The organism is Candidatus Erwinia haradaeae (assembly GCF_900698935.1).
Taxonomy (GTDB): domain Bacteria; phylum Pseudomonadota; class Gammaproteobacteria; order Enterobacterales; family Enterobacteriaceae; genus Erwinia_E; species Erwinia_E haradaeae_D.
In genome coordinates this window covers 654600-680100 of record NZ_LR217715.1, presented here as the reverse complement: position 1 = coordinate 680100, position 25501 = coordinate 654600, and the positions used below count along the sequence as shown (strand labels likewise).

General features: G+C 33.2%; 11 protein-coding genes and 2 pseudogenes. 5 read left to right on the top strand and 8 right to left on the bottom strand.

The window, feature by feature from the left end:
* Positions 1 to 54: 54 nt before the first annotated feature.
* The 5 genes from rplJ to secE all read right to left on the bottom strand — a co-directional run bounded on the left by rplJ (position 55) and on the right by secE (position 3607).
* Positions 55 to 558, bottom strand: a complete 504-nt coding sequence (gene rplJ, locus ERCIKOCA2762_RS02120) for a 50S ribosomal protein L10 (protein ID WP_157988555.1) — start codon at positions 556 to 558, stop codon at positions 55 to 57.
* Positions 559 to 1024: 466 nt separating this feature from the next.
* Positions 1025 to 1735, bottom strand: a complete 711-nt coding sequence (gene rplA, locus ERCIKOCA2762_RS02115) for a 50S ribosomal protein L1 (RefSeq protein ID WP_157988554.1) — start codon at positions 1733 to 1735, stop codon at positions 1025 to 1027.
* 1 nt (position 1736) lies between these two features.
* Positions 1737 to 2165, bottom strand: coding sequence for a 50S ribosomal protein L11 (rplK, locus tag ERCIKOCA2762_RS02110; RefSeq protein WP_157988553.1), 429 nt, complete (start codon positions 2163 to 2165; stop codon positions 1737 to 1739).
* Between the two features lie 502 nt (positions 2166 to 2667).
* Complete coding sequence (gene nusG / locus ERCIKOCA2762_RS02105; protein WP_157988552.1) at positions 2668 to 3213, bottom strand: transcription termination/antitermination protein NusG; 546 nt, start codon at positions 3211 to 3213, stop codon at positions 2668 to 2670.
* Position 3214: 1 nt separating this feature from the next.
* Complete coding sequence (gene secE / locus ERCIKOCA2762_RS02100) at positions 3215 to 3607, bottom strand: preprotein translocase subunit SecE (protein ID WP_157988551.1); 393 nt, start codon at positions 3605 to 3607, stop codon at positions 3215 to 3217.
* 1627 nt (positions 3608 to 5234) lie between these two features.
* Here secE and ptsI point away from each other — a divergent pair.
* From ptsI to ppk1, 4 genes and pseudogenes are all read left to right on the top strand, one after another.
* Entirely contained in the window at positions 5235 to 6956 is a 1722-nt protein-coding gene (gene ptsI, locus ERCIKOCA2762_RS02095; RefSeq protein ID WP_157988550.1) for a phosphoenolpyruvate-protein phosphotransferase PtsI, read from the top strand.
* Between the two features lie 816 nt (positions 6957 to 7772).
* Positions 7773 to 8645 (top strand): pyridoxal kinase PdxY, encoded by an 873-nt coding sequence (gene pdxY, locus ERCIKOCA2762_RS02090; protein WP_157988549.1) that lies wholly within the window; start codon positions 7773 to 7775, stop codon positions 8643 to 8645.
* A gap of 299 nt (positions 8646 to 8944) precedes the next feature.
* Positions 8945 to 9595 carry a uridine kinase gene (gene udk, locus ERCIKOCA2762_RS02085; protein WP_157988786.1) on the top strand — a complete coding sequence of 217 codons (651 nt, stop codon included), beginning with the start codon at positions 8945 to 8947 and terminating at the stop codon, positions 9593 to 9595.
* Between the two features lie 2370 nt (positions 9596 to 11965).
* Positions 11966 to 14016: pseudogene (gene ppk1 / locus ERCIKOCA2762_RS02080) on the top strand (polyphosphate kinase 1); the annotation flags it as partial.
* Between the two features lie 3841 nt (positions 14017 to 17857).
* Here the strand turns inward: ppk1 and mrcB are convergent.
* Positions 17858 to 20134 (bottom strand): annotated as a pseudogene (mrcB, locus tag ERCIKOCA2762_RS02075) (bifunctional glycosyl transferase/transpeptidase); the annotation flags it as partial.
* A gap of 537 nt (positions 20135 to 20671) precedes the next feature.
* Positions 20672 to 21262, bottom strand: a complete 591-nt coding sequence (ribA, locus tag ERCIKOCA2762_RS02070) for a GTP cyclohydrolase II (protein ID WP_157988548.1) — start codon at positions 21260 to 21262, stop codon at positions 20672 to 20674.
* A gap of 1195 nt (positions 21263 to 22457) precedes the next feature.
* Here ribA and ERCIKOCA2762_RS02065 point away from each other — a divergent pair.
* Positions 22458 to 23210 carry a phosphatase PAP2 family protein gene (locus ERCIKOCA2762_RS02065; RefSeq protein ID WP_157988547.1) on the top strand — a complete coding sequence of 251 codons (753 nt, stop codon included), beginning with the start codon at positions 22458 to 22460 and terminating at the stop codon, positions 23208 to 23210.
* Positions 23211 to 24121: 911 nt separating this feature from the next.
* On the opposite strand, the gene ydiK is transcribed toward ERCIKOCA2762_RS02065, so the two are convergent.
* Complete coding sequence (gene ydiK, locus ERCIKOCA2762_RS02060; protein ID WP_157988546.1) at positions 24122 to 25189, bottom strand: AI-2E family transporter YdiK; 1068 nt, start codon at positions 25187 to 25189, stop codon at positions 24122 to 24124.
* Positions 25190 to 25501: the final 312 nt, after the last annotated feature.

Below are 25501 nucleotides of genomic sequence, written 5' to 3'. Positions count from 1 at the left end.
AGCAAGTAATTGATATATGTAAGCTGATGAGCAAAAGCGCAAAGATTTGCGTACTTAAGCGGAGATAGCTTCTTTCTGAATACGTATGGCAGATAAAGTACGTACTAGTTTGCCAGCAGATGCTTCTTTCATAGTTGCCATGAGGCGTTGAATTGCTTCATTATAAGTTGGTAAAGTGGCTAGGCGGTCAATTTGATCCGCGTTGATTAGTTCACCCCCAAAAGCTGCACCCTTAATATGAAAATCAACATTTGTTTTTGAAAATTCTTTAAAAATACGAGCTGCAGTACCTGGATGTTGCATAGAATATGCAATTAAGGTTGGACCACTTAGTTTATTCTGAAGGCATTCAAAGGGCGTGCCTTGAACCGCACGACGTAGCAAAGTATTACGAATTACGCGTATATGCACACCCATGTCGCGGCTTGTTTTTCGTAATGTCGTGATTTTATCTACAGTAATACCACTGGAATTCGCAATTACCGCAGATAGCGCATCTTTTGCTATTTTACTAATTTCAGCAACAATCTCTTTTTTTTCTTGAAGATTCAAGGGCATTAGTTTGTTCTCCTGGTTAGGACAGGGATTACCACACAATCATATCTTACCTGATCTGTTCTAAAAAGATAGGCATTGACGTTCGTTGAGATAGAGTCACGCATATTGTCGATGAACAGGTTTTTACTTTTTCACCGTTACCGCAGTCTAGATTGTAAATCAAAAACCAGGATATCTGTATGTTTTTATATTTTTCGATATAAGCACTATATATGCATAACCATTGTCTTTTTACTTTGAAGACATAAAATCTATAACTAGTGTACAATTCTACAAGCAAAAGACATGGATAGAGCAATGAATCACCTATTCTTCGGTATACTATCCTTAGGTAGATGAACGGAATCTGTGTTGCCCTATAGCTTTAAATGATTTCAGGCGTCTTGCAGCTAAATTTATGGTATGATTATGTAATTCATATAGCATACCAATACTCCATATTGAGTAAATATATGTTTTGTTAAAATTAAGTTGTAACAATACATGCGTTTAAGCTAGATAGATCCACTGAGATACAGGCACCCATTGTGCTGGAAACACTGACTTTTTTAATAAAAACACCTTTTGCCTGAGGTGGCTTTGTTTTTTTTAAAGCAAAAAGAAAGGACTCCAAGTTATCTTTTAATTTCTCTACATCAAAGTTTGATTTACCAAACGTTATATGTACAATCCCGTTTTTATCATTCCGGTAACGTACCTGACCAGACTTAGCGTTTTTTACTGCTTCGGATATATTTGGAGTAATAGTGCCGACTTTTAGGTTTGGCATCAGTCCGCGTGGCCCAAGAATTTGACCTACTTGACTGACAATATGCATGGCGTCTGGAGACGCAATCACAACATCAAAATTTATTTCTCCTTTTTTAATTTTCTCTACTAAGTCTTCCATACCAATAAGTTCAGCACCAGCATCGCGAGCAGATATAGCATGTTCTCTGTTTGTAAACACTGCTACTCGTATCGATTGACCAGTACCATGAGGTAGTATGGTCGATCCTCGTATATTTTGGTCTGATTTTCGTGCATCAATGCCTAAATTAACTGCTACATCGATGCTTTCTGTAAACTTAGCAGTGGCTTGCTCTTTTATAAGGATCAAGGCTTCGCTAATATCATATAATTTAGTTGTATTAATTTTTTCACGTATAGCGAACATACGCTTAGTTAGCTTAGCCATTTCATCTCTCCACCACTAATCCCATAGAACGAGCAGTACCTTCAATCGAGCGAGTCATGGCATCAATGTTAGCCCCCGTCATATCTTGTGCTTTCGTTTCTGCTATGATGCGTATTTGAGTATGCGATAAAGTACCAACTTTATCCTTGTTTGGTTTGCTAGATCCGGATTTAATACCAGCTGCTTTCTTGAGAAGTATAGCCGAAGGAGGCGTTTTAGTAATAAAGCTAAAAGAACGGTCAGCATACACAGTGATCACAACAGGAACAGGCAGGCCTTTTTCGAAAGAATCTGTTTTAGCGTTAAATGCTTTGCAGAATTCCATAATGTTGACACCTTTCTGACCCAGAGCTGGTCCTACGGGCGGACTTGGGTTTGCCATGCCAGCTGCAACCTGTAGCTTAATATAGGCTTGTATTTTCTTGGCCATTTATAGACCCCTCAGATCGGGTAAAAATTTTATTTTAAGATGGTATCGTTAGTATGATCAAAACAGTTACCATAGAGTTATCTTAATGTAGAGAATATTACAAAATATATGCACAACCTTAGAGTATGTAATAATCAGTTTTATAGAACACGCTGTAGTAATATTATGATGCTGTAGTAATATTATATTATGTATGTAGTAACATTAAACTTACATTAATTATCTTGTAAAATACAATAATACGTATACGTATATTACATAGAATGTATATGTTATGTATGTTATGTATGTTTATGGTATAGCTCCAAACTTATTAAGAATAATCAGCAGTACACAGATTATGTTTTATAGTATACACATAAGCAGTTTAAAACTATACATCAATTATATTAGTGTTCGCAATGCTGTTGTTATATGGAGAGGACTGCACGAGTAGCATCAGTAATTTTTTAATTTTATTTGCATAATCTGTCATTGGAAGAGATTGATTAACGGTATAACTTTACCCTTTTTCAACTTGAGCAAAATCTAGCTCTACCGGTGTAGCTCGTCCGAATATAGACACAGAGACTTTGAGACGACTTTTCTCATAGTCCACTTCTTCCACGACACCATTAAAGTCAGAAAATGGACCGTCATTGACACGTACCATTTCACCAGGTTCAAATAATGTTTTAGGACGCGGTTTATCGCCAACTTTTTGTAAGAGAGCAGCAATGGCGCTCACTTCTTTTTTACTAATCGGTGCTGGTTGATCAGAAGTGCCACCGATAAAACCCATCACTCTTGGTACGTTACGTACAAGATGCCAGCTTGTATCGTGCATAATCATTTGTACTAATACGTATCCTGGAAAGAATTTCCGTTCACTTTTACGACGTTGTCCACGACGTATCTCCACTACTTCTTCAGTGGGCACCATAATATCACCAAATAAATTTTCCATGCGATGTAGTTTAATATGCTCACGTAGCGACTGAGCTACGCGACTTTCAAAACCGGAAAATGCTTGCACGACATACCAGCGTTTTTGGGGAGCTTTCAGCATCTTAAAACCTCAGTTCAGTAATCAACGATACGAGACGGACTATGGCACCATCCAGACCCCACAAAATTAGTGACATAAGAGCAGTAACAAGAGTCACTATAAGCGTAGTTTGTAAAGTTTCCTGACGAGTAGGCCATATAATTTTACGCATCTCAGTGTATGATTGTTGTAAAAAAGTTAACACTGATGCACCTAGTGTTGTTAATAGTGCCAAACTCGCTGCTGCGATTATTAATATGATGATAAACAATATCCGAAATGGTAATATTTTTTCATCATACCCAATAGTTCCTGCTATAGCTGTTGCTAGTACTAGAAGGCCTGCTATACCTAACCATTTGCATGTTTCTAATCTATTCTTTTTTTTTTGAAATAATATTGTATGCAATTTCATAAACAAACCTGTTACTAATAAACTATTGTAAATCCATCAGAAAGATTTCATATATCAGGGTAATCATTCAATAATAATGATTTTTGAGGATGTGTAAAGATCTGTGCCTGCCTTTACAATAAACTTTTATAGTGGTCATGGCGATGCAAAATTACCTAAACTTTCTAGCAATGATTAGTGAGACACTGTAAATATATTACGATTCAATTTAACTGCATGACTCTAGTTTTAGCTCCATTTTAATTTTATTATTTTATCCGAATTGCTTCTCTAGCTTCCATGAGGATTTTGTAGTGATTAACATTTTAGTACAAAAATAAAATAAAATATTCTAGTTTGTAGGTTTTGTCAAATTTATAAAAATTAAAAAAGTATTTAGAATGACCTGAAATGAGTGATCTGCAGAAATAGTGATGATGCGATTACAAATAAGAACGAACATTAACACAGATCCACTAGAGCTCTCAAAGTAGTACAGCGTGCGCTATAGTTTATTATTTTATTATAGTATAGTAATGATTAATACTCACATGTATTGAGTATGTTATAGAGTTGTCTGTTGACAGCTCAACACTAATGTCTGTGCTGCTTTAGTATCAGTATTGTAAGTGACTGGATGGATCACTGAAAAAGAATTGGTCTGATAGAAATCATTATTGTAATTATCATTACAGACGTGCTTAGTGTGACACACTGCTACTAGCGTAAGATGTGAAATAATAGGAAGTATCATACCATATGTTGTGTCAACTTAACTTAGGACATGCTAGTAGCATATTGGTAGTATAACCTAGAATGATAGTTAAAGTGATTACTCGTAGAAATCATTTATCGAACAATGATGATGTTAATAAATCTTACAATACACTAACATACAAAATAGAACAGCTATCAATTTATCATATATGGTAAATTTTTTCTTTAGTATCTAATATATGAGATTGTGTTTATTATTTATGTAGAAATTGATAATCAAGGAAATTAAAAATCGGAGTTTAGTTTATCAGAAAAATAGATGTGGATGATAAATAAGTCATATTAGTTAATACAATATATGATCAATCTGATATCCAGAAAGTATGATGATAGCGATGTAAATTGAATATATGTTATAGAACATTTTATGCATGACTAGTGCTCAAAATATTTGATAATCTTTATCATTATTGATATGTTTGCATTTTATTATTATTTCCAAAAATCTTCATATTTCTATACAAGATCTTCAAGAGTTAATAGTTTGAAGTGTTAATATTATTCAAGTATCAATAGTTTTTATTATGTATTAATGACGCTGTCATGTTTTATAAAATGATATTTCTTTTATGTGTTCTTAGGTAAGCAAGGAGGGATGTGGTTGATAGATAATTTAAAGTAAATTTTAGTCAACTGCTGCATGGTGGGTTCATTTATTCACTCTACCTTGAAGGAACATAAAAGAGGTATTGTGATCTACTATACCTCCATTAAATCATTTTTTTTGTAAAGTAATGACATATCCGAATTAGTGAGACGCTCTCTTGGAATGAATTTTTGCCTTCAACGGTCTAGCCACAATAATGTGCTATGCAGGCATTACTTTTCTTAAAAAATCACTGATAAAACATAGCAAGATAAAGGTAGATGTATGCTTTCAGGTATTGTGATATTACCAATGATAACATTAGGTAGAGCTTTTCTTTTACAAGAAGAAGAAATAGTCATTAGTAGAAAAATGATTCTTGTAGATCAAATTAATCAAGAAATTCATCGTTTTCTTGATGCTCGCAAAAAATCTTCCCAACAACTGGAAATAATTCGACTCAAAGCTCTTGAAGTTTATGGAGAAGAAAAGTCAGCTATCTTTGAGGGGCATGTGATGCTTTTAGAGGATGAAGAAATGGAGCATGAAATTATTTCTTTTATTAGAGAGGAGTTGGTGACTGCTGATTTAGCTGTACACACTGTTATTAATGCTCAGGTCAAATCACTAGAAGAAATAGATGATGAGTATTTAAGAGAGCGTGCATCTGATGTGCGTGATATTGGTCAACGTCTTCTAAAAAACATATTGGGTTTAAATATTACTGATTTGAGTGCTATTAATGAAGAAGTGATTATTATTGCTAGAGACCTTGCTCCCTCTGAAATAGCTCAAATGAATTTGAAAAAAGTACTAGGGTTTGTTACTGATATTGGTGGCGCTACCTCACATACCGCTATTATGGCTCGTTCATTAGAGTTACCAGCGATTGTGGGTACTGGGAATGTGACTTGTCAGGTTAAAAATGGCGATTTCTTGATTGTAGACGGTGTTAACAATCAAGTATACATTAATCCTAATCTAGAAACAATTACAGAGTTTAAATTACTAGCTAATCAATATCATATAGAGCAAAAAGAGTTATTACAACTAACCGGTTTTCCGGCGGTCACTCCTGATGGCTATGAAGTCAAACTTTGTGCAAATATTGGCACAGTGCGTGATATTGCAGGAATAGAATATTATGGGGCAGATGGGGTTGGTTTGTACCGTACGGAATGTTTATTTATGGACCGAAAATCATTACCTAGCGAAGAAGAGCAGTTTCAGGTTTATAAAGAAGTGGTGGAGGCAATTGGTTCTCGTAGTGTCATTGTTCGTACTATGGATATTGGTGGAGATAAAAACGTACCATATATGAATTTACCAAAAGAGAACAACCCATTTCTTGGTTGGCGTGCTATTCGAATTTTAATGGATCGTTCTGAAATTCTACATGCACAATTTCGTGCTATTCTCCGGGCGTCAGCGTTCGGTGCATTACGTATTATGTTTCCTATGGTGATTTCTGTTGAAGAAGTACGATTTTTAAAAACAAAGCTTGAAACTTTAAAGGAAGAACTTGCTAGAGAAAACAAAGCATTCAATAACAATATTGAGATTGGCATTATGGTAGAAACTCCTGCTTCTGCGGTGATTGCACGTCACTTAGCAAAAGAAGTCGATTTTTTTAGCATTGGTACCAATGATTTAACGCAGTATACTTTAGCGGTAGATCGTGGTAATGAATTAATCTCCCATCTTTATAACCCTTTATCTCCTCCTGTGCTAGCTTTGATTAAGAATGTTATTGATGCTTCTCATGCTGAAGGTAAGTGGACAGGTATGTGCGGTGAGTTAGCAGGAGACCCGCGTGCTACATTGTTATTATTAGGGATGGGATTGGATGAGTTTAGTATGAGTGCGAGCTCGATTCCACGTATTAAAAAAATGATTCGTGGTTATGCTTTACAACAGGCTAAAAAATTAGCAGAACAAGCGTTAACTCAATCTACAGCGGATGACGTATTAAAATTGATCGACCAGTTTCTTGCAGACAAGCATTAGACTTTGCATGTGGAATTGCAGCATTATATGAGTTATAAAGTACACATTCAGTCTCCCTTCATCTTGCACAGAAATAATATATTCAACATATATTCTCTCTATTATACACTACATCACATTATATATATTAGAGAGTATCTCACTATTTTGTAGACGATGTGTGTGGTGTTTTTTAGGGGTATCAATATATCTCAAGACTACAATTTTCATATTAATAGACACTGATATGCTTTATTACTGACGTAGGATATGTAGGTACAGATTGTAACAATACTAATTGTTGATTCTGCTTGATAAGCCTTATTATACCATGAGGATACTGTGTCCTATTTATTTTTATGTTGTCATTAATTTATGGTTCTTTATTTATACTAAAAAGCATCAAGCAGATTATCAAGAGATAAAACATATAGGATATTCATCACTATCATTTTGTAATATAATGAGTATCTCTGTCATATAGTAATGATTGTGCATCAGCAAGGTAATGATCATAGGACACCTAATACCAGTAGTACATGGTAAAAAAGATTTCATGTTTAAGAGCATAACATCAATATCATAGGAATGATTTTAATACATCTAGGTCGTTAACAAGAGATAGCAGTATTATTCTTCGTGGTTGATCTATTAGATTAAGGTTGGGCGGTCACGATGATTAGGGAATAATATCAACATCCTGGATCAAAAACTGATTTGTTTGCGATTCGTATTCTTGAACCTTATTTATGGACCAGAGTGTCAAAAGAAACGCTCATTTCCACTGGATTACATTAATAAAAAGTATATGTATATTTGTATTAGGTTTGAAATGTCATGAAAAATATTCTTTCCATTCAGTCCCACACTGTCTTTGGTCATGCGGGTAACGGAGCTGCAGAATTTCCTATGCGACGATTAGGCGCTAATGTTTGGCCGTTAAATACTGTTCAATTTTCTAATCATACGCAATATGGTCATTGGACTGGATCAGTGATGCCAGGTGCTCATTTAGTGGAGATTGTTCGCGGTATTAGCGATATCAATCAATTACAAACCTGCGATGCAGTATTAAGTGGATATCTTGGATCAGCGGAGCAAGGAGAGGCAATACTGGAAATTGTACGTCTGGTTAAAGAGGCTAATCCTAATGCATGGTATTTTTGTGACCCTGTGATGGGGCACCCAACCAAGGGTTGTATTGTTGCGACTGGTATTTCTGAGTTTCACGCTCATGCATCATTGCAAGTCAGTGATATTGTCGCGCCTAATCTTTTAGAACTGGAGATTCTGAGCGGTAGTGGTGTGCTGGAAAATGTTGAACAAGCCATTGCTGCTGCGCATGCATTAATTGTTAAAGGACCAAAAATAGTGTTAGTTAAGCACTTAGCGAATGCTGGTTATCGGAAAGATAGATTAGAAATGTTGTTAGTTACAGGTGATGAAGCCTGGCATATTGATCGACCACTGATAGATTTTGGTATCCGTCAACCAGTAGGTGTGGGGGATTTAACAAGTGGTTTGTTATTAGTAAATCTTCTTCATGGCTTGCCCCTACAAGCAGCAGTAGAACATGTCACAGCTGCTGTATATGCAGTAATGCTTAAAACTCATCAAATGGGAGAATATGAGTTACAGCTAGTCGCTGCACAACAAGCTATTGTTGAACCACCACTGCGCTTCAGTGCAGTAAAAATGGCATTATTATAATTTAATTTAAAATGGAGATGTATGGATTAAACGTGTTCCTTGTTCTATATATTATGAGCTGTACATATTGTGATTCAATGTCATAGATGGGTTAAAATATGCAAAAACTATATAAAACTCATTATATTGTAGCAGACTATTATAGTATCCACACTTAAGCTATCGATATTGACCACAAGCAATGCGATATATATAGTTTTGCTACATTTTATCTGGATTTATAGATGTTTCCTACATTTGGCAATCTATAGGGATACAGAGTGCCTTTTTACGCTGTCTTCAGTTTAGGTCGTTTAACTATGGCTGACAAGTTATCACATCACCAATGCGTTATCGTAGGAATATCAGGTGCGTCCGCCTCAGGGAAAAGTCTGATTGCTAGCACTCTTTATCATGAAGTTCGTGACCGTTTTGGGGATGAAAATATTGGAGTGATTCCTGAAGATGCTTATTATAGAGACCAAGGCCATCTCACGATGGCTGAGAGGGTGCACACTAATTATGATCATCCAAGTGCTATGGATCATGGGCTATTGTTACAACATTTACAGATGCTAAAAGCAGGGCTTGCTATTGATTTACCTGTTTATAGTTATGCCGAACATACACGGACTGAGCAAACACTTCATCTAAAACCGAAAAAGGTTATTATCCTAGAAGGAATCTTATTGCTGACAAACGCTAAATTACGTCAGGAGATGAATTTTTCTATTTTTGTAGATACATCTCTTGATATTTGTCTTATGCGACGTATGCAACGTGATGTTAATGAAAGAGGACGCTCGATGGATTCAGTTATGGCGCAGTATCAGAAAACAGTGCGACCTATGTTTCTACAATTTATTGAACCCTGTAAACAATATGCTGATATTATTGTACCCCGTGGAGGTAAAAATCGCATTGCGATCGATATTCTCAAAGCAAAAATTAATCAGTTTTTTGAAGAATAACATATTATATAGTATACGACGTCAAAATAGATGAGTTGTAAAAGAAAATGTACTCATAAAGCAAAGTGATCGGTGTGTTATAGTTATAATATGGCAAGAGAAATTTATTTATGATAGGCAAGGCTCTTCTTTAGAATGTAGTAATAAGATTACAAACAGATTATCTCTGATACCGAGACGATAGTTATCCTAGATGAATCATGTTGGTCGATAGAATAAAGAGTAAAATATTTTTATAGCTTTTATTTATATTGCATTGTGTCTTATAAATGGTCTAAAAGTTTGATGTTTTTAGTGTATGGTGCAGTACTTAGAGATAATGCAGACAAGTATCTCACCACACCTAGAGTTCATCCATAAAATTGTCTTTTATTGGATCATGATAAACCATCGATCTAGTAACGAATATGTTTTTTTGCGTCTTCCTTGGGGACTGTAATGACTATATTTTTTATAAAAATACAATTTACAATGTTTAAATTTTAGACTAACGATTTTGGCTGAGTTTGAGCTCTTTTTTACTATCATAATATTATAGCGCATCTATCATTATACTTAATATTATCTTTCTTAATGTGTCCTGGATTGAATTTTATTATAGTACATTTAAATATTAGAGGTAATTTGCATGCATTTTTTATATTGATGGAGTATCAGTCATAATATCTGTATATCTATAAGTTTTGATTTTCATCAGAGAGTTATTTTAGTATGTGCATTTTGAAGCGGCTATGCCAACACTGAGATATATGTAGTTTCTAACGAAAGAAAAGGCATATTAATACGATGTTTTGAATGGTGTATATTTATTATTTTAAAGAAATTTATGCTCTAATCTATCATTCAGTAACTGCAAATAAGATGTTAGATTCATTACAATTTTCTATAGCTTCAAGGTGCTATATATTAAAGACTGTAGTACAACTTATAGCAGTTTGGTGTTTTGTGAATATTAATTTTTATTTGTCAAGCTATGTGTTATCTCGAGACCAAACTTTTTTATAGTGATTGGTACGGGAAAAGAAAAGCATGTTAGGTCATGACGTAATAAGTAACATTTTGAATGTTGTATACGTATCTATCGTGAATAAATTAATTATGATACAAAGATTCTAGTATTCATAATCCATTCTATAACTATATCTATATTATAAGGGGGGAAGGCGTTGTTTGATCTATAGCTAAGCTACTTAATACTGCATCACCTTTTTTTTAAGGACTGCGCAAATATTTATATGAAATATTTTCGCGCGTCGATAGATGAGGATAATATACAGTTATACAACTATGAAAGGACATATTCCGTGTATTTTATATGAACTGATGAAAACTATAGATGTTTTGGTGTATAAAAATTCTAATGATCTAATGTATATTGTATATTCCAGAGAATATCCTTCTATGAAGGAGTGTAGATATTATGTCATTCACCATGTTTTTATTAATGATAATTAGGTGTTAGCGCGTAAGAAAGGTGGTGTAGAATCATAACATAAATTTTTACCATTTTGGATGTGACGTTTTATCAGTGATCATAGTCATACGGGATCTATGCATCGCATCATACACTTGAGTGATGATAGCAGTGTGTTCTTCATATGTGGTAGTATACATACTCACCATACAGGGTGTAATTATCCTTATAAATCTTTTTTATATCTATACATGCATGTTAATTTTCTTTATGTATTTTTTTGTTGGTTCAATTAAATTGATATGTATGAGGGTAAGTATCTATAATTATGTAATTTAACAATTATATAAGATTTTTGATCTTTTAAGAACGCTGGTTTTTGATAGAAGCCAATCTGTTTTCAACCGCACTATATAGTATTTTTTTTGAATAGTTTTACATTATAGAATGCATACCATCAGAAATTGTATTATTCATTCTCTGACTATGTAAGGTAGTAACTTTATATCATATTCTATGAATAGAATTTACAATCTATGGTGCCAGGGCTAATTTTAGTGATAGTCTATAAATAATCTTCATCAATGTGTGCTTTTTTTAGAATATCTCACCTCTACGAAACAATCATCAAATATATTAATCTAATCCTCAGACGGTCAGTCTCTTACTCAGTTGGTCATACCATCCATATCAGTCAGATATTATTATTCTTACATCATATCATAGGTTTATTTTTTATAAACACCCAATATATTTTTTATGATAGATATGTGTCTTCAATAGAATACATTTTAAAATTAGAGTGCTTTAGATAATAATAAAAATTATTGTTGTGCATACATTTGAATGATCATAATTATGTATAAGTTATAGGAGTAATAGAATGCTTATATATTATAGAAATAATATTTTAGGATAAAAATAATTTATATCTTAAAGTAAAGTACGGAGTGATTATAAATAATGATAAATTGTATATAGAAAAAGAATTAAGTTGGTTGTCTTTTAATGAAAGAGTGTTACAAGAAGCTTCTGATAAAACTTATCCATTATTTGAGCGTATGCGTTTTCTGGGGATTTATTCCAATAATTTAGAAGAATTTTATAAAGTTCTGTTTTCTGATCTTAAGCGCCGTATTTTAATTAGCGAAGAACAATATATCCCAGATAGTTTATATCATTTACTAATAAAAATAAAGGAAAAGGTATTTACAGCAGACCAAGAGTTTCATATTCATTTATAATGATTTATTATTAGAAATGGCATGTAATCAGATATTTCTAATTAATGAACGTCAACTGTCTCTCAATCAGAAAACTTGGTTGAGAAAGTATTTTAAATATACTTTACGGCAGTATATTACTCCTATCTTAATTACTCATGATACTAATTTAATTAAATTTCTAAAAGATGACGATACTTATCTGTCCGTTGAAATTATTCGTGGTACAGAGATTAATTATGCGTTACTTGAGATTCTCTCTGATCAAGTGCCACGATTTATAAATTTACCGCCAGAACCCCCTCATCGCAGGCAGCCTATCATTGTATTAGAGGATATTCTGCGTTATTATTTAGAGGATATTTTCTGTGGTTTTTTTTGATTATGATCTTCTTAGCGCTTATTCGATGAAAATGACTCGTGATGCAGAGTACGACTTATCTGTTGAGATGGAATCCAGTCTATTAGAACTAATGTCATCTAGTTTAAAACAACGTTTAACTGCTAAACCAATACGATTTGTCTATCAGCATGATATGCCAGATTCTATGGTTAAGATGTTGCGTAATCAATTAAGTATTTCTAAATATGACTCTATTTTACCAGGAGGTCGTTATCATAATTTTAAAGATTTTATTAGTTTTCCGAACTTTGAAAAAGTTAATTTATCGCATAAGCCTTTAGTACAATTACGTCATTTACGATTTGATCGTTATAGAAACGGATTTGATTCTATTCGCACTTGCGATATTCTTCTATATCATCCTTATCACACATTTGAGCACGTCCTTGAATTATTGCACCAAGCTTCTTTTGACCCTTCTGTTGTGGAAATAAAAATTAATATTTATCGTGTTGCTAAAGACTCATGTATTATTAATACAATGATTTATGCAGCTTATGACGGTAAAAAGGTTACAGTAGTAGTAGAGTTGCAGGCTCGTTTTGATGAAGAGGCTCACATCTATTGGGCAAAACGTTTAACGGAAGCTGGAGTTCATGTTATCTTTTCAGCGCCCGGCTTAAAAATTCATGCTAAATTATTTTTAATCTCAATGTGTGAAAATGGAGAAATAAAACGATATGCACATATCGGTACAGGAAATTTTAATGAAAAGACTGCACAATTGTATACTGATTATTCCCTTCTTACTGCGGATGCACGTATTACTAATGAAGTGCGAGAAGTATTTAATTTTATTGCTAATCCATATCGTGCGGTAAGTTTTAAATATTTGATAGTGTCGCCACAGAATTCGCGACATATGTTGTATAAGCTGATTGATAATGAGATTTTTCATGCCAAAAAAGCATACCTGTTCACATCATTCTCAAGCTAAATAATCTAGTGGATCAAGGATTAATAGATCGTTTATATACTGCCTCAAGTTTTGGAGTACAAGTAAAGCTTATTGTGCGAGGTATGTGTACACTGATACCGAATCTACAAGGAGTTAGTGATAATATTCGTACAATTAGTATTGTTGATCGTTATTTAGAGCATGACCGTGTATATATTTTTTATCATGGCATGAAAAAAAACGTGTTTTCTGTCTTCTGCGGACTGGATGACACGTAATATTGACGATCGCATTGAAGTCGGTGTGGCTATTTTAGATCCTGTCTTGCAACAACAAATATTAAATATAATACAGATTTTGATTAATGATACGTTTAAAGCGCGTGTTATTGATCGAGAGTTAAATAACTTTTATGTGCAACATGGTAAGCGTCGTAAAATGCGTTCTCAGGTCGAAATATATAAATATATTAAAACTCTTGAAACACTAGAGGAGTTATCAGAAAACAGACAAATCAGACCAGATCATCTTGTAGAATTAGATGTATCATCTACAGTATATCATGATAACCGTCCAATGTGGTTTGGTTACAAAGATCAAGATACACGTCATATCTTAATAAGGATATAGGGCGCGCTTATGGCATATGTAGTGTGTATAAGAATCAAAATACAGAATCAGTAATAAAACGAGTATAGATGTTATGATACCAGTATCTGGTGGTCTATTGAATCAAATGATGTATCACAAACTTCTATATAACATATACTATTGAGTGGATGTTCAGAGGGAATACATTGACTCTACCTAAAGATTAGGTGAGATTTTTAGATAGATAAACACCTGCAGTTTGAAGATAATTGCACATAATACATGTACTCTATCATGTTAAAAACTTAATAGAGATAATCATTATCTAATTTATCTTATTTTTGAGTGCATATGGTATTTCTGATATATAAATACTTAATGCAATGAATGAGAATATATTTTATGTTTATAACTATGTTAAGAAGTTGATCGTAAAAAACATAAGACAGTATAATTGCATATTATCACATTTTTTAAAAATAAAACAAGACATCGTATTGTGATTAACAGTAGATAGTGTTTATGTGTAATTTTTGTATTAGGAATAGGAATCATGCAAAACTATTAAATTATACATGGATGTTATATAAGGATATTATCCTCTATTATATCGAGAAGGTAAGAGGAATGTTAATATATATTGAAATTTTATTAAAACAAAAATTACATTAATAATGATAATATACATTGTAATCAATTTTATTAATTAATGTTTTTATTTAAAACAAGGTTAGGTAGATTAGTGTGCACTACTCACACATAATAAAATATATAAAAAGTATTACTGAAGAAATATTCATTATCATTAAAAGTATTTCTTATGATATAAGCTCTTACTTAAAGTGTATTCTCGTATATGTTAATGACATAATAATATAAATTTTATTTTTGATTTAAAAATACTCGTATTATTATTTATTATATTATAGTAATATATTAGTTTTTTAATAAAATGAAAAATTCAACATAAAATTTACATAAAATATAAAGAATTGTTATCCTGTAGTATAATTAAGTAAATAATGCAGTAAACACTATAATTTTATATATATTAAGTATTGAAAATTAAATATTTTTATAGTTGAAAACTATGATATCTATTTAGAACACACAAGGTTAATTATATATTAATACTGATACAGTGATCATGATATAATAAACCTTATTATTTGATAATAAGCATTGATAATGTATTGTTGCAAGTTTTTAAAATTTATAAATATTTTTGTAGAAATTAATTTATTATGTATGTAGAAAATCACGAGTGTGTAATATGAATTAGATCATAAAGTATACTTAATAAGTATTTTTTTAATTTGAATTAAAGCACTTTAAGTGCGGAATGAAAACAATCTAGTATGCGCGATCTTTAAAAGTTATGAGTATGACCGTCTTAATATTAAGATGCTATAAATAGCATTATGGATAGTCGGATGTTCAAGCGGTGTAAATATAACATATGGTAGCACTAAATTTTATGATTAGTTGTAGAGGCTGAATAATCTTTCGCAGAAAAGAAAAATCAGCTACATAGCGTTTTTTAAGTTATATAGACCATACATATTAGTTGATTTTATTTTTTAACGTTTTGGATGTAATTAGTAATTTATTGAATATACTAGGTATTCCAGAGTCTCTTGTTAGGGATGACCTATAATTATAAATTATGACAGATACACTGTATTGACATGGAATTAGTTTAGTTAGGTGAATATTAAAATCTCTTGAAAAATATTTTTTAAAGATACTACCTGCTAATTAGGTGTTGTTTAGGTTTATATCTAGTCTGCTATGTATTTCAGTGTCTCTAATTTTTTATAAAAAATTATGTGTGGTGGCCAGATGCAGATTAATAAGTCAACTATGTTTAATATGATCTCATATATTTACTCATACGATTTTTTTGGAGCTATCATCAATATTAACGTTATGCATGTGATGCATAACACATTTGCGGTATGCATATTGAAATGGTTTTAGAATATAATTCTAGGATATGTTTTCATGGTATGGTAAGTAAATAAATATAAATTTACACAGTAGTAATAAAGATTATGGCAGTATACATTATTGTATAGATTTCAAATCTTTATAATAAGCGAGGTACACAGCAAGTAAGGGATCTCAATGAGTAAAGAAATCAAGGAGGAAAAGGTATGGTAGAATATGGCTTGTACTTTATATCTATTATAGTGAGTCAAAAATAAGCATAAGATAGATTTTTGTTTTTAAAGAGAGGCGTGAAAGAGTTTTTAAACTAGGCGTCGCGCGATCTAGTATTAGACATATAATATTATTAGAGCACAGCGGTCGTTTACTAGTTGAAACATCCATGTATTAATTGCTAGAATGATCAATGCATAAGAAGTTGGTGTTTGATGTATAACTATTCTTATGTTATCAATAACATTGATGCCGCTATTTTTTGCGAGAGCGCATTAGCATTGTAGGGTATGCAATAATGATTAGGTACGGATATAACTGCCTAATGCATTTCACCCTTTTACCTTCTGCTATGCTATTTCTTTTCCTAGTTGGAAAATATACAATCGAAGCAGGCAATATCCTCTATGTCTTGAGGTGTCGTCTAGTGACGATATATGTGATTGTAGTGAATACACTACTGTGATGCATCATTTTAATCACATTATGAAGTATATATACCATAATGACATTTTAGGTATGGCAAAGCAGGTCAGTTATATAGTATATCATATCATTTTGATAATGGAATCTCTAGTATATTTACTATACGATGGTCTGTGTGATATCACTCATGTGTATTACACTACAAACATGGTGTCATGGTATGTTGATGTCCTATATTTGCTATTGATCACCTTGTGCTGATTTTGTAATTTATCTACAAAACCCAAAAAAATTTCTTTAAAAAGCGCATATATAATGATGCCTATAACAGTGCGCATATGAATATTTGTTTTACAGTGATGACAAGGGTATCTACATTGCTTAAAAATACAGGTATTTGCTACATTGGCATTATAGAGAATTTGGATTTTTATCGTGAATTGTCCTGCGTATTAAGACAAATAAGGAGGATTTATACGGTGTATTTTTAAGGAAATTATTACCTTCACGGGTCTATATGCTGATTATATGTGCTATAGTACATCATTAGAAATAAGTAAAATGCAGAAAATAAGAATCTGTTGGTATAATAGATTAATATTTAATATATGAGACATCATGTTACGGTGTAATGCATTGTAACATGTTCTGCGATGAGCGTGCGTGCGTCTCATGCGTGCACCACTGATTTAATGCCACTGATGGTGGTTCACTTATATTGTATCACCACATCGATTAGTGATATAAAATTCTTTCGTAAGATATTAACACTCAAGAGTGTTTTGTTTTTTATTCTAAAATTGTTTAGCGATGAAGATGTTTCACCCTGTTTTTGGTGAGTACGCTCTCCAAGATTCTCATACAGGGATATGTTGGTTGAAATTTTACAATGATATATAACAATTTTGTTTGAAGAAACCTACAATGAACAACCATTCATGCGATAGTATACAAGATGCTATATGTTTGGTGTTAATCATGGCCAGATGATCAGAATACTAACGGGGTTCCATGGGAAAATACTTGCGTTATAGGTTTGTACTAGTTTTTTATTATGATTAGTTCAATACTTGATTATGACCATTTTCGTTTCTTAAGTAATTTTATGGATGAAATAACCCAAGATACCGCTAAGTCTATTAGTTATGCTATGCTGATTGTGTTGTTTATTTTTAGTTTTGTTTTGGCAGAGCAGCGATCGATTGGTAGTCCAAATGGGTATGTATGATGTGATCATATCATTACCACAAATGAAACGACCAGAAGTATCTATTGGCATAAGTGCGATATCTTCTGGTAGAGTTAATATTAATGACCATGGTGTATGTTTTTCTAAATATCGTTTATAAATCTGCATAGCGCTATAAACACTATAAGATTTGTCTGACTTATTATTATCATGTCCAACCCAGGTAATCGTTACTTCTCGTCCGTCAACGCCAGCAAACCAATTATCTGCTAAATGATTGGTAGCTCCAGCTTTACCTGCTAAGTTTGCTTCAGGATATAAGGCGCCTAACTCTCTTTCAGAGCCTTGTGCTACAACTTTTTGCATACCATATAGTGTTAGATATGCTGACTGGGGTGTTATAACACGTGTTATGTGGGGTAAGCTTTGATAAAGTATGGTGCCATTATCAGAAATCACTGTACACAAAGAAGTGAGTTGTACGCGATTACCACTATTGGAAATAATTTGAAATATTTGAGTTACTTCTAAGGGGGTCAGGTTTAAAGCACCTAGCAGTATGGAAGATATAGGCTGTAATTGTTTTTTCGGAGCACCGAGTTTTTCCCATGTATCTATTATCGGCATCAGACCTAATTTCAGCCCAAGATTAACGGTAGGGGTGTGCATAGAGTTAATAAAGGCATCTATGAGCATGACTTCGTCATTTACAACTTGAGCATTATTTTGTGGTCTCCATATTTTATGATTTGACTGTGGCGGTTCTAGCGGACTATCTACTATCCAATTATTAAAATGATAAGTGTTTGGTGTATTAAATGCAGTTAAATAAATAGCTGTTTGTGCTAAAGATCCAATTGCATGAGGTGTCTGCAGTATACCATGATATCTTATACATTTCGGATTACTGTCACCTACCATAGCATGAATTTCACCAGTTAAACGATCAGCAACTATCATAGCACCTTCTAGATCTTCAATATTCTGTTTATGTCGCAGGGTAGACATGCCTTCTTTGATAGACTTTTCAGCTGCATCTTGTGATGATGGATCAAGTGTAGTAAATATTTTCATTCCAGAAAGATCTTGCTTTTGATGACTGAGATTATTGTGTAGTTCAGTACATACCAGCTGGATGAATGCTGGTTGTGGAGGAATCAACCCACCTTTCAGGGACACTCCTAGAGGTCTAGCGCTCAATATTAAATAACGTTCTTCATTAATTATATTTTGCTGTTTTAAAAGACGTAAAAGTAAGTTACGACGTCTGAGCACAGCCTCTGGATTACGCCACGGATGGTAAATTGATGCACCTTTCACCATTCCCACTAGTAAAGCCTGTTGGTCAAAGCTTAGTTCATCTACTGGGCGCCCAAAATAATAAAGGCTTGCCAATGGAAAGCCGTGGATCTGATTATTCCCCACTTGACCGAGATACACTTCATTAAGATATAATTCAAGAATACGGTCTTTCTGATATCGTGCATCGAGAATAATTGCCATATAAGCTTCATTAGCTTTGCGCCATAGCGAGCGTTGGTTAGTTAGAAAGAGATTTTTCACGAGCTGTTGAGTTAAGGTACTACCACCTTGTATTGTATGCCCAGCAGAAATGTTGACCAAGAATGCACGGAAAATGGAATAGAAATTAATACCAGAGTGATGATAAAAATGACGATCTTCAGTATTTATAAGTATATTAACTAGAGGTTGTGGAAAGCTGTATCGTTTCATAAATAGACGTTGTTCTCCATGTGGAGAATGAAGAAGGGTGATCAAACAAGGGTCAAGACGCAAAACACCAACATTATGGTTATTTTCAAGATTTTTAATCTCCATTAAGTGATTTTTAGTAAAGATTAAGCGAGCGTGTATGATCCCTTCTTTCTTATCTGGGAAATCAAATGGACGACGGATCATCTCAATACTGTGAGCATGGACAGTAAATTCACCAGAGTACATTAGATGTGTGACTTGACGATATCGGATGTTTCTGAGTAGAGAAATTATATCGGTCTTAGTGTATGGCATACATGGTGCTAGGGTTATAATACGACTATATACCGTAGCTGGTAATTTCCAAACCTTTCCATTAATACGAGATTGAATTTTAGAGTCTAACCAATATCCATATACGAGTATTATACATATACAGGTACATGCACTGTATATAACGTATATCATGAACATACTATTGTTATATAATACTCTCTTTTTTTTTGTATTTTTCACTCTATAATTACCTCTATATTGACTTTCATGTATTTATTTTCAATAAATATTGCATATTACTTAATTATATGCAGTGTGAGTGGCAAAAAGAGCGTATCGTAAGTATAAATCGAGGTTTTATCTATACACTGAGTCTTGTAATTATAACCTACAGGTTATAGCATAGCGTATGGTTAGAAACCATCTGTCTAGAATAGATTCTATCTAATATATTGAAAATATTAGTAAGAAAATGATATTACTATATTTGATAAATGTAGATAAATACTAATCATATTGGTATCGTATAAGATTTATAGAACTACGCATACCAGTCAGTGTTAAGGTGTTGATATTCATTGTCCTGCGCATTGATGAGATATCGTAGCCATCATGGATGAATATGCATCTCATGTGCTTGAGACATACTGACGTATCTGGTAAGTGTATACTTCAAGAGTTATAGTATGTTGAATAGAAGAGACCGTTCTAGGAAATTGATATGGCTGCTGGTGTATGATAGCTTTATGTCTCCTTATCTCAAGGAGACAAATTTCTTTATGTAGACAGGAGGTGTCCCAATTTAGCTGCCTTAGTGTCTAAATAGTTTTTATTTCTTGGATTGCGTCCTACAATGAGAGGGACACGCTCAATGATGTTCATTCCAGCTTCAGTAAGTTTTTTAACTTTATCAGGATTGTTAGTTAATAACCGTATGGTATGAATGCCAAGCAATTTAAACATATCTGAGCATATAGTGAAATCACGTTCATCAGCTGAGAAACCCAACTTATGATTAGCTTCTACCGTATCATACCCTAAATCTTGTAGTGCATAAGCACGTATTTTATTTAATAGTCCGATGTTTCGGCCTTCCTGACGATGATATAGTAGAACACCGCATTTTTCTTCAGCAATTTGTATAATGGCTTCCTCGAGCTGAAAACCACAATCACACCGCAAGCTAAATAAAGAATCTCCTGTCAGACATTCAGAATGAACACGCGCCAAAATAGCGTCTGGGCCACAGATATCACCAAACACTAAGGCAATATGGTCTCTGTGCGTCGATAATTCCTCAAAACCAACTATAAGGAAATCTCCGAAGGGCGTAGGTAGATTAGCTTCTCCCACTCGTTTTAGTTGCATATTAATCCTCATACAATCTTAATATTATGCGAATGTATTGTATAAACCAGAACTGATGATGCATATATTCTCGATAGGTGACTAGTGTCATACAATACAATATTATGTGATAACAATAAGATAGAACTCCATATTAGAGTAGATTAAGCACAACTATTGTATCACTGCTCTTAGCATTTACTGGTATGATCAAATGTGTGCATTATTACATTTTAGTGTTTTTTTGCAGGATAGACTTATTTTAATATAATAACATTTTTTGAGTATACTCTGCTAGAGTGCAGTGATTACATTTTTATCATGTAATATTATGATATATATTTTAGTCAGTTCTTAGTTTGAAAAAACATATGGTACTCTTGTAAGTAGAACATGAAGTAGATTGGTTTTATGTTTTTTTTGAGAGGTTTGGTTTGTATTATTATGATCGGAGTGGTGAGATTATTGTATTTTGAGAAAGCTGCGCTCATCGTACGTGTGTACTTGTGGCATGTCTAAATTAGTTCTCTATAGTAGCTCTGTGTCATTAGAGAGGGTTCTAGAGCATCACTTTTAATAAAAGATCAATATTTTTTAACTTAGTTGCATATTTAGAAACACAAGCAAGAGCGTTATGACAACCCATTGTATATATGCCTTTAAGATTTTGCGCATGTCTATAGTAACATTGATCTAAGCCAGAAAGCTAAACTATATTGATACGGGGTGGTATGTAGAGAAATTGAATCTTATACACTGCTAGGATATTAAATGGTATCAATATACCGATAATACGGCTATAGTCATATGTTTATGATACCACTAAGGTGTTCAGTGTCAGCTAGTTCTTAGGGCTAATATTTTTAGCGAGAGTGTCTAGAGAACTGTATTATTCATCATTATTTTATCATATTTTACTTTATCAGGCTAGAAAGCATTTGCAATAATTTAGCATGTGTAATAGCAATGAGAACCAAAGAGGTTGTATATGAGCGATATATATTACTTCTTAAAATTATTGTGCTTTATTACCTATATCTTCGAGTTTAAGTAGTGTTCGAATTTTGTAGGTGATTTTATTTTAAAAATGTCAACTGGATATCATGAATACACATGCATGCTATGTCATACTGACAATCGATAATAGTGGTATGTTGTATCGTTTTTAATCATATCTGGTAAGACATACAATTTTGTTGATAGCGTAAGTCAAAAAATGATGAAAACTCTAAAACATACCACATTAAGTGCATTTATATTATTACTCATACCATTGATTGTTACCATCACTGAATGGCAATGGAAACCTTTTCATGTGGACTGTGGTAGCAAACTACTTTTTTTAGTAGCTGAAACTATTACTTATCCGTGGGTTTTATGGACCACTTTGATTCTTGTTAGTTTATTTGGTTGGTGTCTCCGTTGCGGTTCTAAATCACTTTTATTATTATCGGTATTGATGACTGTTTCTTTAGTTACGGGGCAAAGTATTAAAATTTTATTAAAAGATCACTTTCATTCAGTTCGTCCTTACTATCTATGGTTGCAATCACATAATCTAGAGAAGGTAACGATATTCAGTAATAAAAAATCTTTAGACACGAAAGAGATATGGCATGAATATGTTTTGAGTAATCAAACATTTCCACCCTGGTTGATACGACACTGGCATGAGGCCACTCAATTTTCTTTTCCTTCTGGCCATACTATTTTTTCTGCGACTTGGGCGCTGGTTGGAACAGGGTTGTTATGGCCGCGTCGTTGCTATTTTACTGTTATAGCAGTAATGATTTGGGCTGCAACAGTGATGAGTAGTCGTCTTGCATTTGGTATGCATTGGTCTAGGGATTTGTTTGCTTCGGTTGTGCTCAGTTGGGTGTTATCTATTTTTACTTGTTGGATCTTAAAGTACATTAGAGTGGTATTTTTAAAAGAGTTACAGACAATGGAGAAAAAGCAGGTCATATAATAGTAAAACTATGTCCATTCTGATCGAGTCTGTCGCTAGAATATTTAATAATCTTAATGTTTTTTTAGCTATTTGGCAGTAAGACATCCAGTAAATTTTTATGTCAAGGCTGTTATGTACAATGTTACATGTTTGAAATTTGAGCGGGCGCTAGAGATTGTGAATCATTCTTCTTTTTCTATTAACAGAGGTGCTAAAAAGCAAGCTGTATTTTTTCATTAGTACATGCTGTATTTTAAGTGGAAAATTATATTTGGTTTTTCTCTCTGGCATAACATGGAATGTCTTTTTGAGAGAGTATAGCCAAGTGTCGTATACACTGCTTTAATACATGAGTAATACTTTAGAATAATGCCGATTTTTTCTTAATTTTATAAGCAATCTTTTTGAAAATCATTTTCTATAATAGGGGTATACTATGTTTTCATATCACAAATAGAAGCTTTATATTTTGCTTCTGATTAACGCCTGTGTTGTGTGGAGCCCCGTAAATATCATATTTTTATATAGAAAATATAGCGGAGATGCTTCTTTTACTATGTGTGTATAAGAGATGGTTGTTCTGCTAACTCAGAGAGTTAGATATGATTTAACACATTTATTTTGATAGCAATTCCTGAACATCTTAAAGATCGACATATATTAACAGTTATTCATTAGAATTCATTTCTAATGAACCTTAGAATTGTATTTGAACGGATGTCAAGAACTATGTTTCTTGTGAGATTATGTGATATTAACTTGCATAAGTGCCATGATGATTGTGTGCAGTTAGTTTCAATATACCTGTTAAAGAAGAGTAAACAAAGGATGACAGTTCAGTATATCTATAATATAGATAGGTAATTTGTTTTTACTTATTAACTTGATCGTCATGTCGTTTTAGTGCTCGATATTTTCATCATCAGATCTCACAGTTTATGAGAGGGTAGAGATATATCGTGAATCCAGGCAAGTATAAATTGATAAGATACTGCTAAAACCACTGGTCCAATAAACAAACCAATCATACCAAAAGACAGCAGTCCTCCAATCACTCCTGCTAAGATTAAAATCATTGGCAAGTCCGCTCCTTTGCTAATAAGAATAGAACGCAATAGAGTCTCTAAGGTGCATACTATACCACTCCATATGAGTAACAGCGTACCAGAATTGTTATCTCCTGTCCAGTATAGCCATATAATCGCTGGAATTAATATAACCAGAGGTCCTATCTGAACTAGGCATGATAAAATAATTAATACCGTCAAAATGGTGGAAAATGGTATGCCTACGATACCTAATCCAATACCTCCCAATAATCCCTGCATGCATGCAGTTACTACTACCCCGAGAGCTACAGCACGTATAGTGTGCATAGCCAGTCGTACTATTGCATCACCATCGTGAGATGCTAGCCTAAAAGCAAATTGACGGATAGTATTTCCCATTTTCTCCCCATGCCAGTAGAGTAATATGCTAAAAGCTAACATGACTCCTAGATGGATCATAAAAAAACCTAAATGCTCAGCTTGAGTAAAAACAAATCGGGTTGTTCGGATGATGTACGGCTGTACCTGGGAAAGAAGCGTTACGCCACTACTATGGATCAGATGATCATAATATAAATAAAATTTACAGCCTATTATGGGAATGGTTTTTAACCATAATAGTTCAGGTGCGTGTAGATGATTTGAGCTCAACCAAGTAATTAGTAAACTGCTGTTTTCGATTAAACTTTTAATCAGAAGAATAATGGGAATAATACACACTAGAATTAATAACAGGACCATAACTAACACTGCTAAAGATCTCTGTTTCCATAATATATTCTGAATTTTAAGCAATAATGGCCAAGTGGCGATGACAACCATTCCTGCCCATATAAACCCGATAATAAATGGTTTCAAGATCCATAGACACATGATGATCATGAGACAAATAAATAAAAAAGAGAACACTGTTGTAGGTGTATCTTTAGTGTTTGGACAGTAGTTCATTCCTAAAAACCATCATTTGCAATATTGAAGTCAAGGATGGCATAACAACATAAGAAAGATTCTATTTGTATAACTGAGAAACTGTAATACATATCCGATATCCCTTTGAGTAATTATATGTGAGGGTAATGCCACAACACTGTCCACTTTCAGTCTTGAATATTTATTAAAGAATAATCATTTAGTCATTAGTAGTGATTGATGTATATTGTACTTTTGATCAGCAGATCAAATAAGTATGTACTTATTTCAAAGATCATATGACATAAGATTGGTATGTGTATAGAATCACAGCTCTATTAGAGATGATCT

Excerpts from the sequence above, each read along its gene's own strand:
- rplJ (WP_157988555.1), bottom strand. The coding sequence starts at position 558 with ATGCCCTTGAATCTTCAAGAAAAAAAAGAGATTGTTGCTGAAATTAGT.
- rplA (WP_157988554.1), bottom strand. The coding sequence starts at position 1,735 with ATGGCTAAGCTAACTAAGCGTATGTTCGCTATACGTGAAAAAATTAAT.
- rplK (WP_157988553.1), bottom strand. The coding sequence starts at position 2,165 with ATGGCCAAGAAAATACAAGCCTATATTAAGCTACAGGTTGCAGCTGGC.
- nusG (WP_157988552.1), bottom strand. The coding sequence starts at position 3,213 with ATGCTGAAAGCTCCCCAAAAACGCTGGTATGTCGTGCAAGCATTTTCC.
- secE (WP_157988551.1), bottom strand. The coding sequence starts at position 3,607 with ATGAAATTGCATACAATATTATTTCAAAAAAAAAAGAATAGATTAGAA.
- ptsI (WP_157988550.1), top strand. The coding sequence starts at position 5,235 with ATGCTTTCAGGTATTGTGATATTACCAATGATAACATTAGGTAGAGCT.
- pdxY (WP_157988549.1), top strand. The coding sequence starts at position 7,773 with ATGAAAAATATTCTTTCCATTCAGTCCCACACTGTCTTTGGTCATGCG.
- udk (WP_157988786.1), top strand. The coding sequence starts at position 8,945 with ATGGCTGACAAGTTATCACATCACCAATGCGTTATCGTAGGAATATCA.
- ribA (WP_157988548.1), bottom strand. The coding sequence starts at position 21,262 with ATGCAACTAAAACGAGTGGGAGAAGCTAATCTACCTACGCCCTTCGGA.
- ERCIKOCA2762_RS02065 (WP_157988547.1), top strand. The coding sequence starts at position 22,458 with ATGATGAAAACTCTAAAACATACCACATTAAGTGCATTTATATTATTA.
- ydiK (WP_157988546.1), bottom strand. The coding sequence starts at position 25,189 with ATGAACTACTGTCCAAACACTAAAGATACACCTACAACAGTGTTCTCT.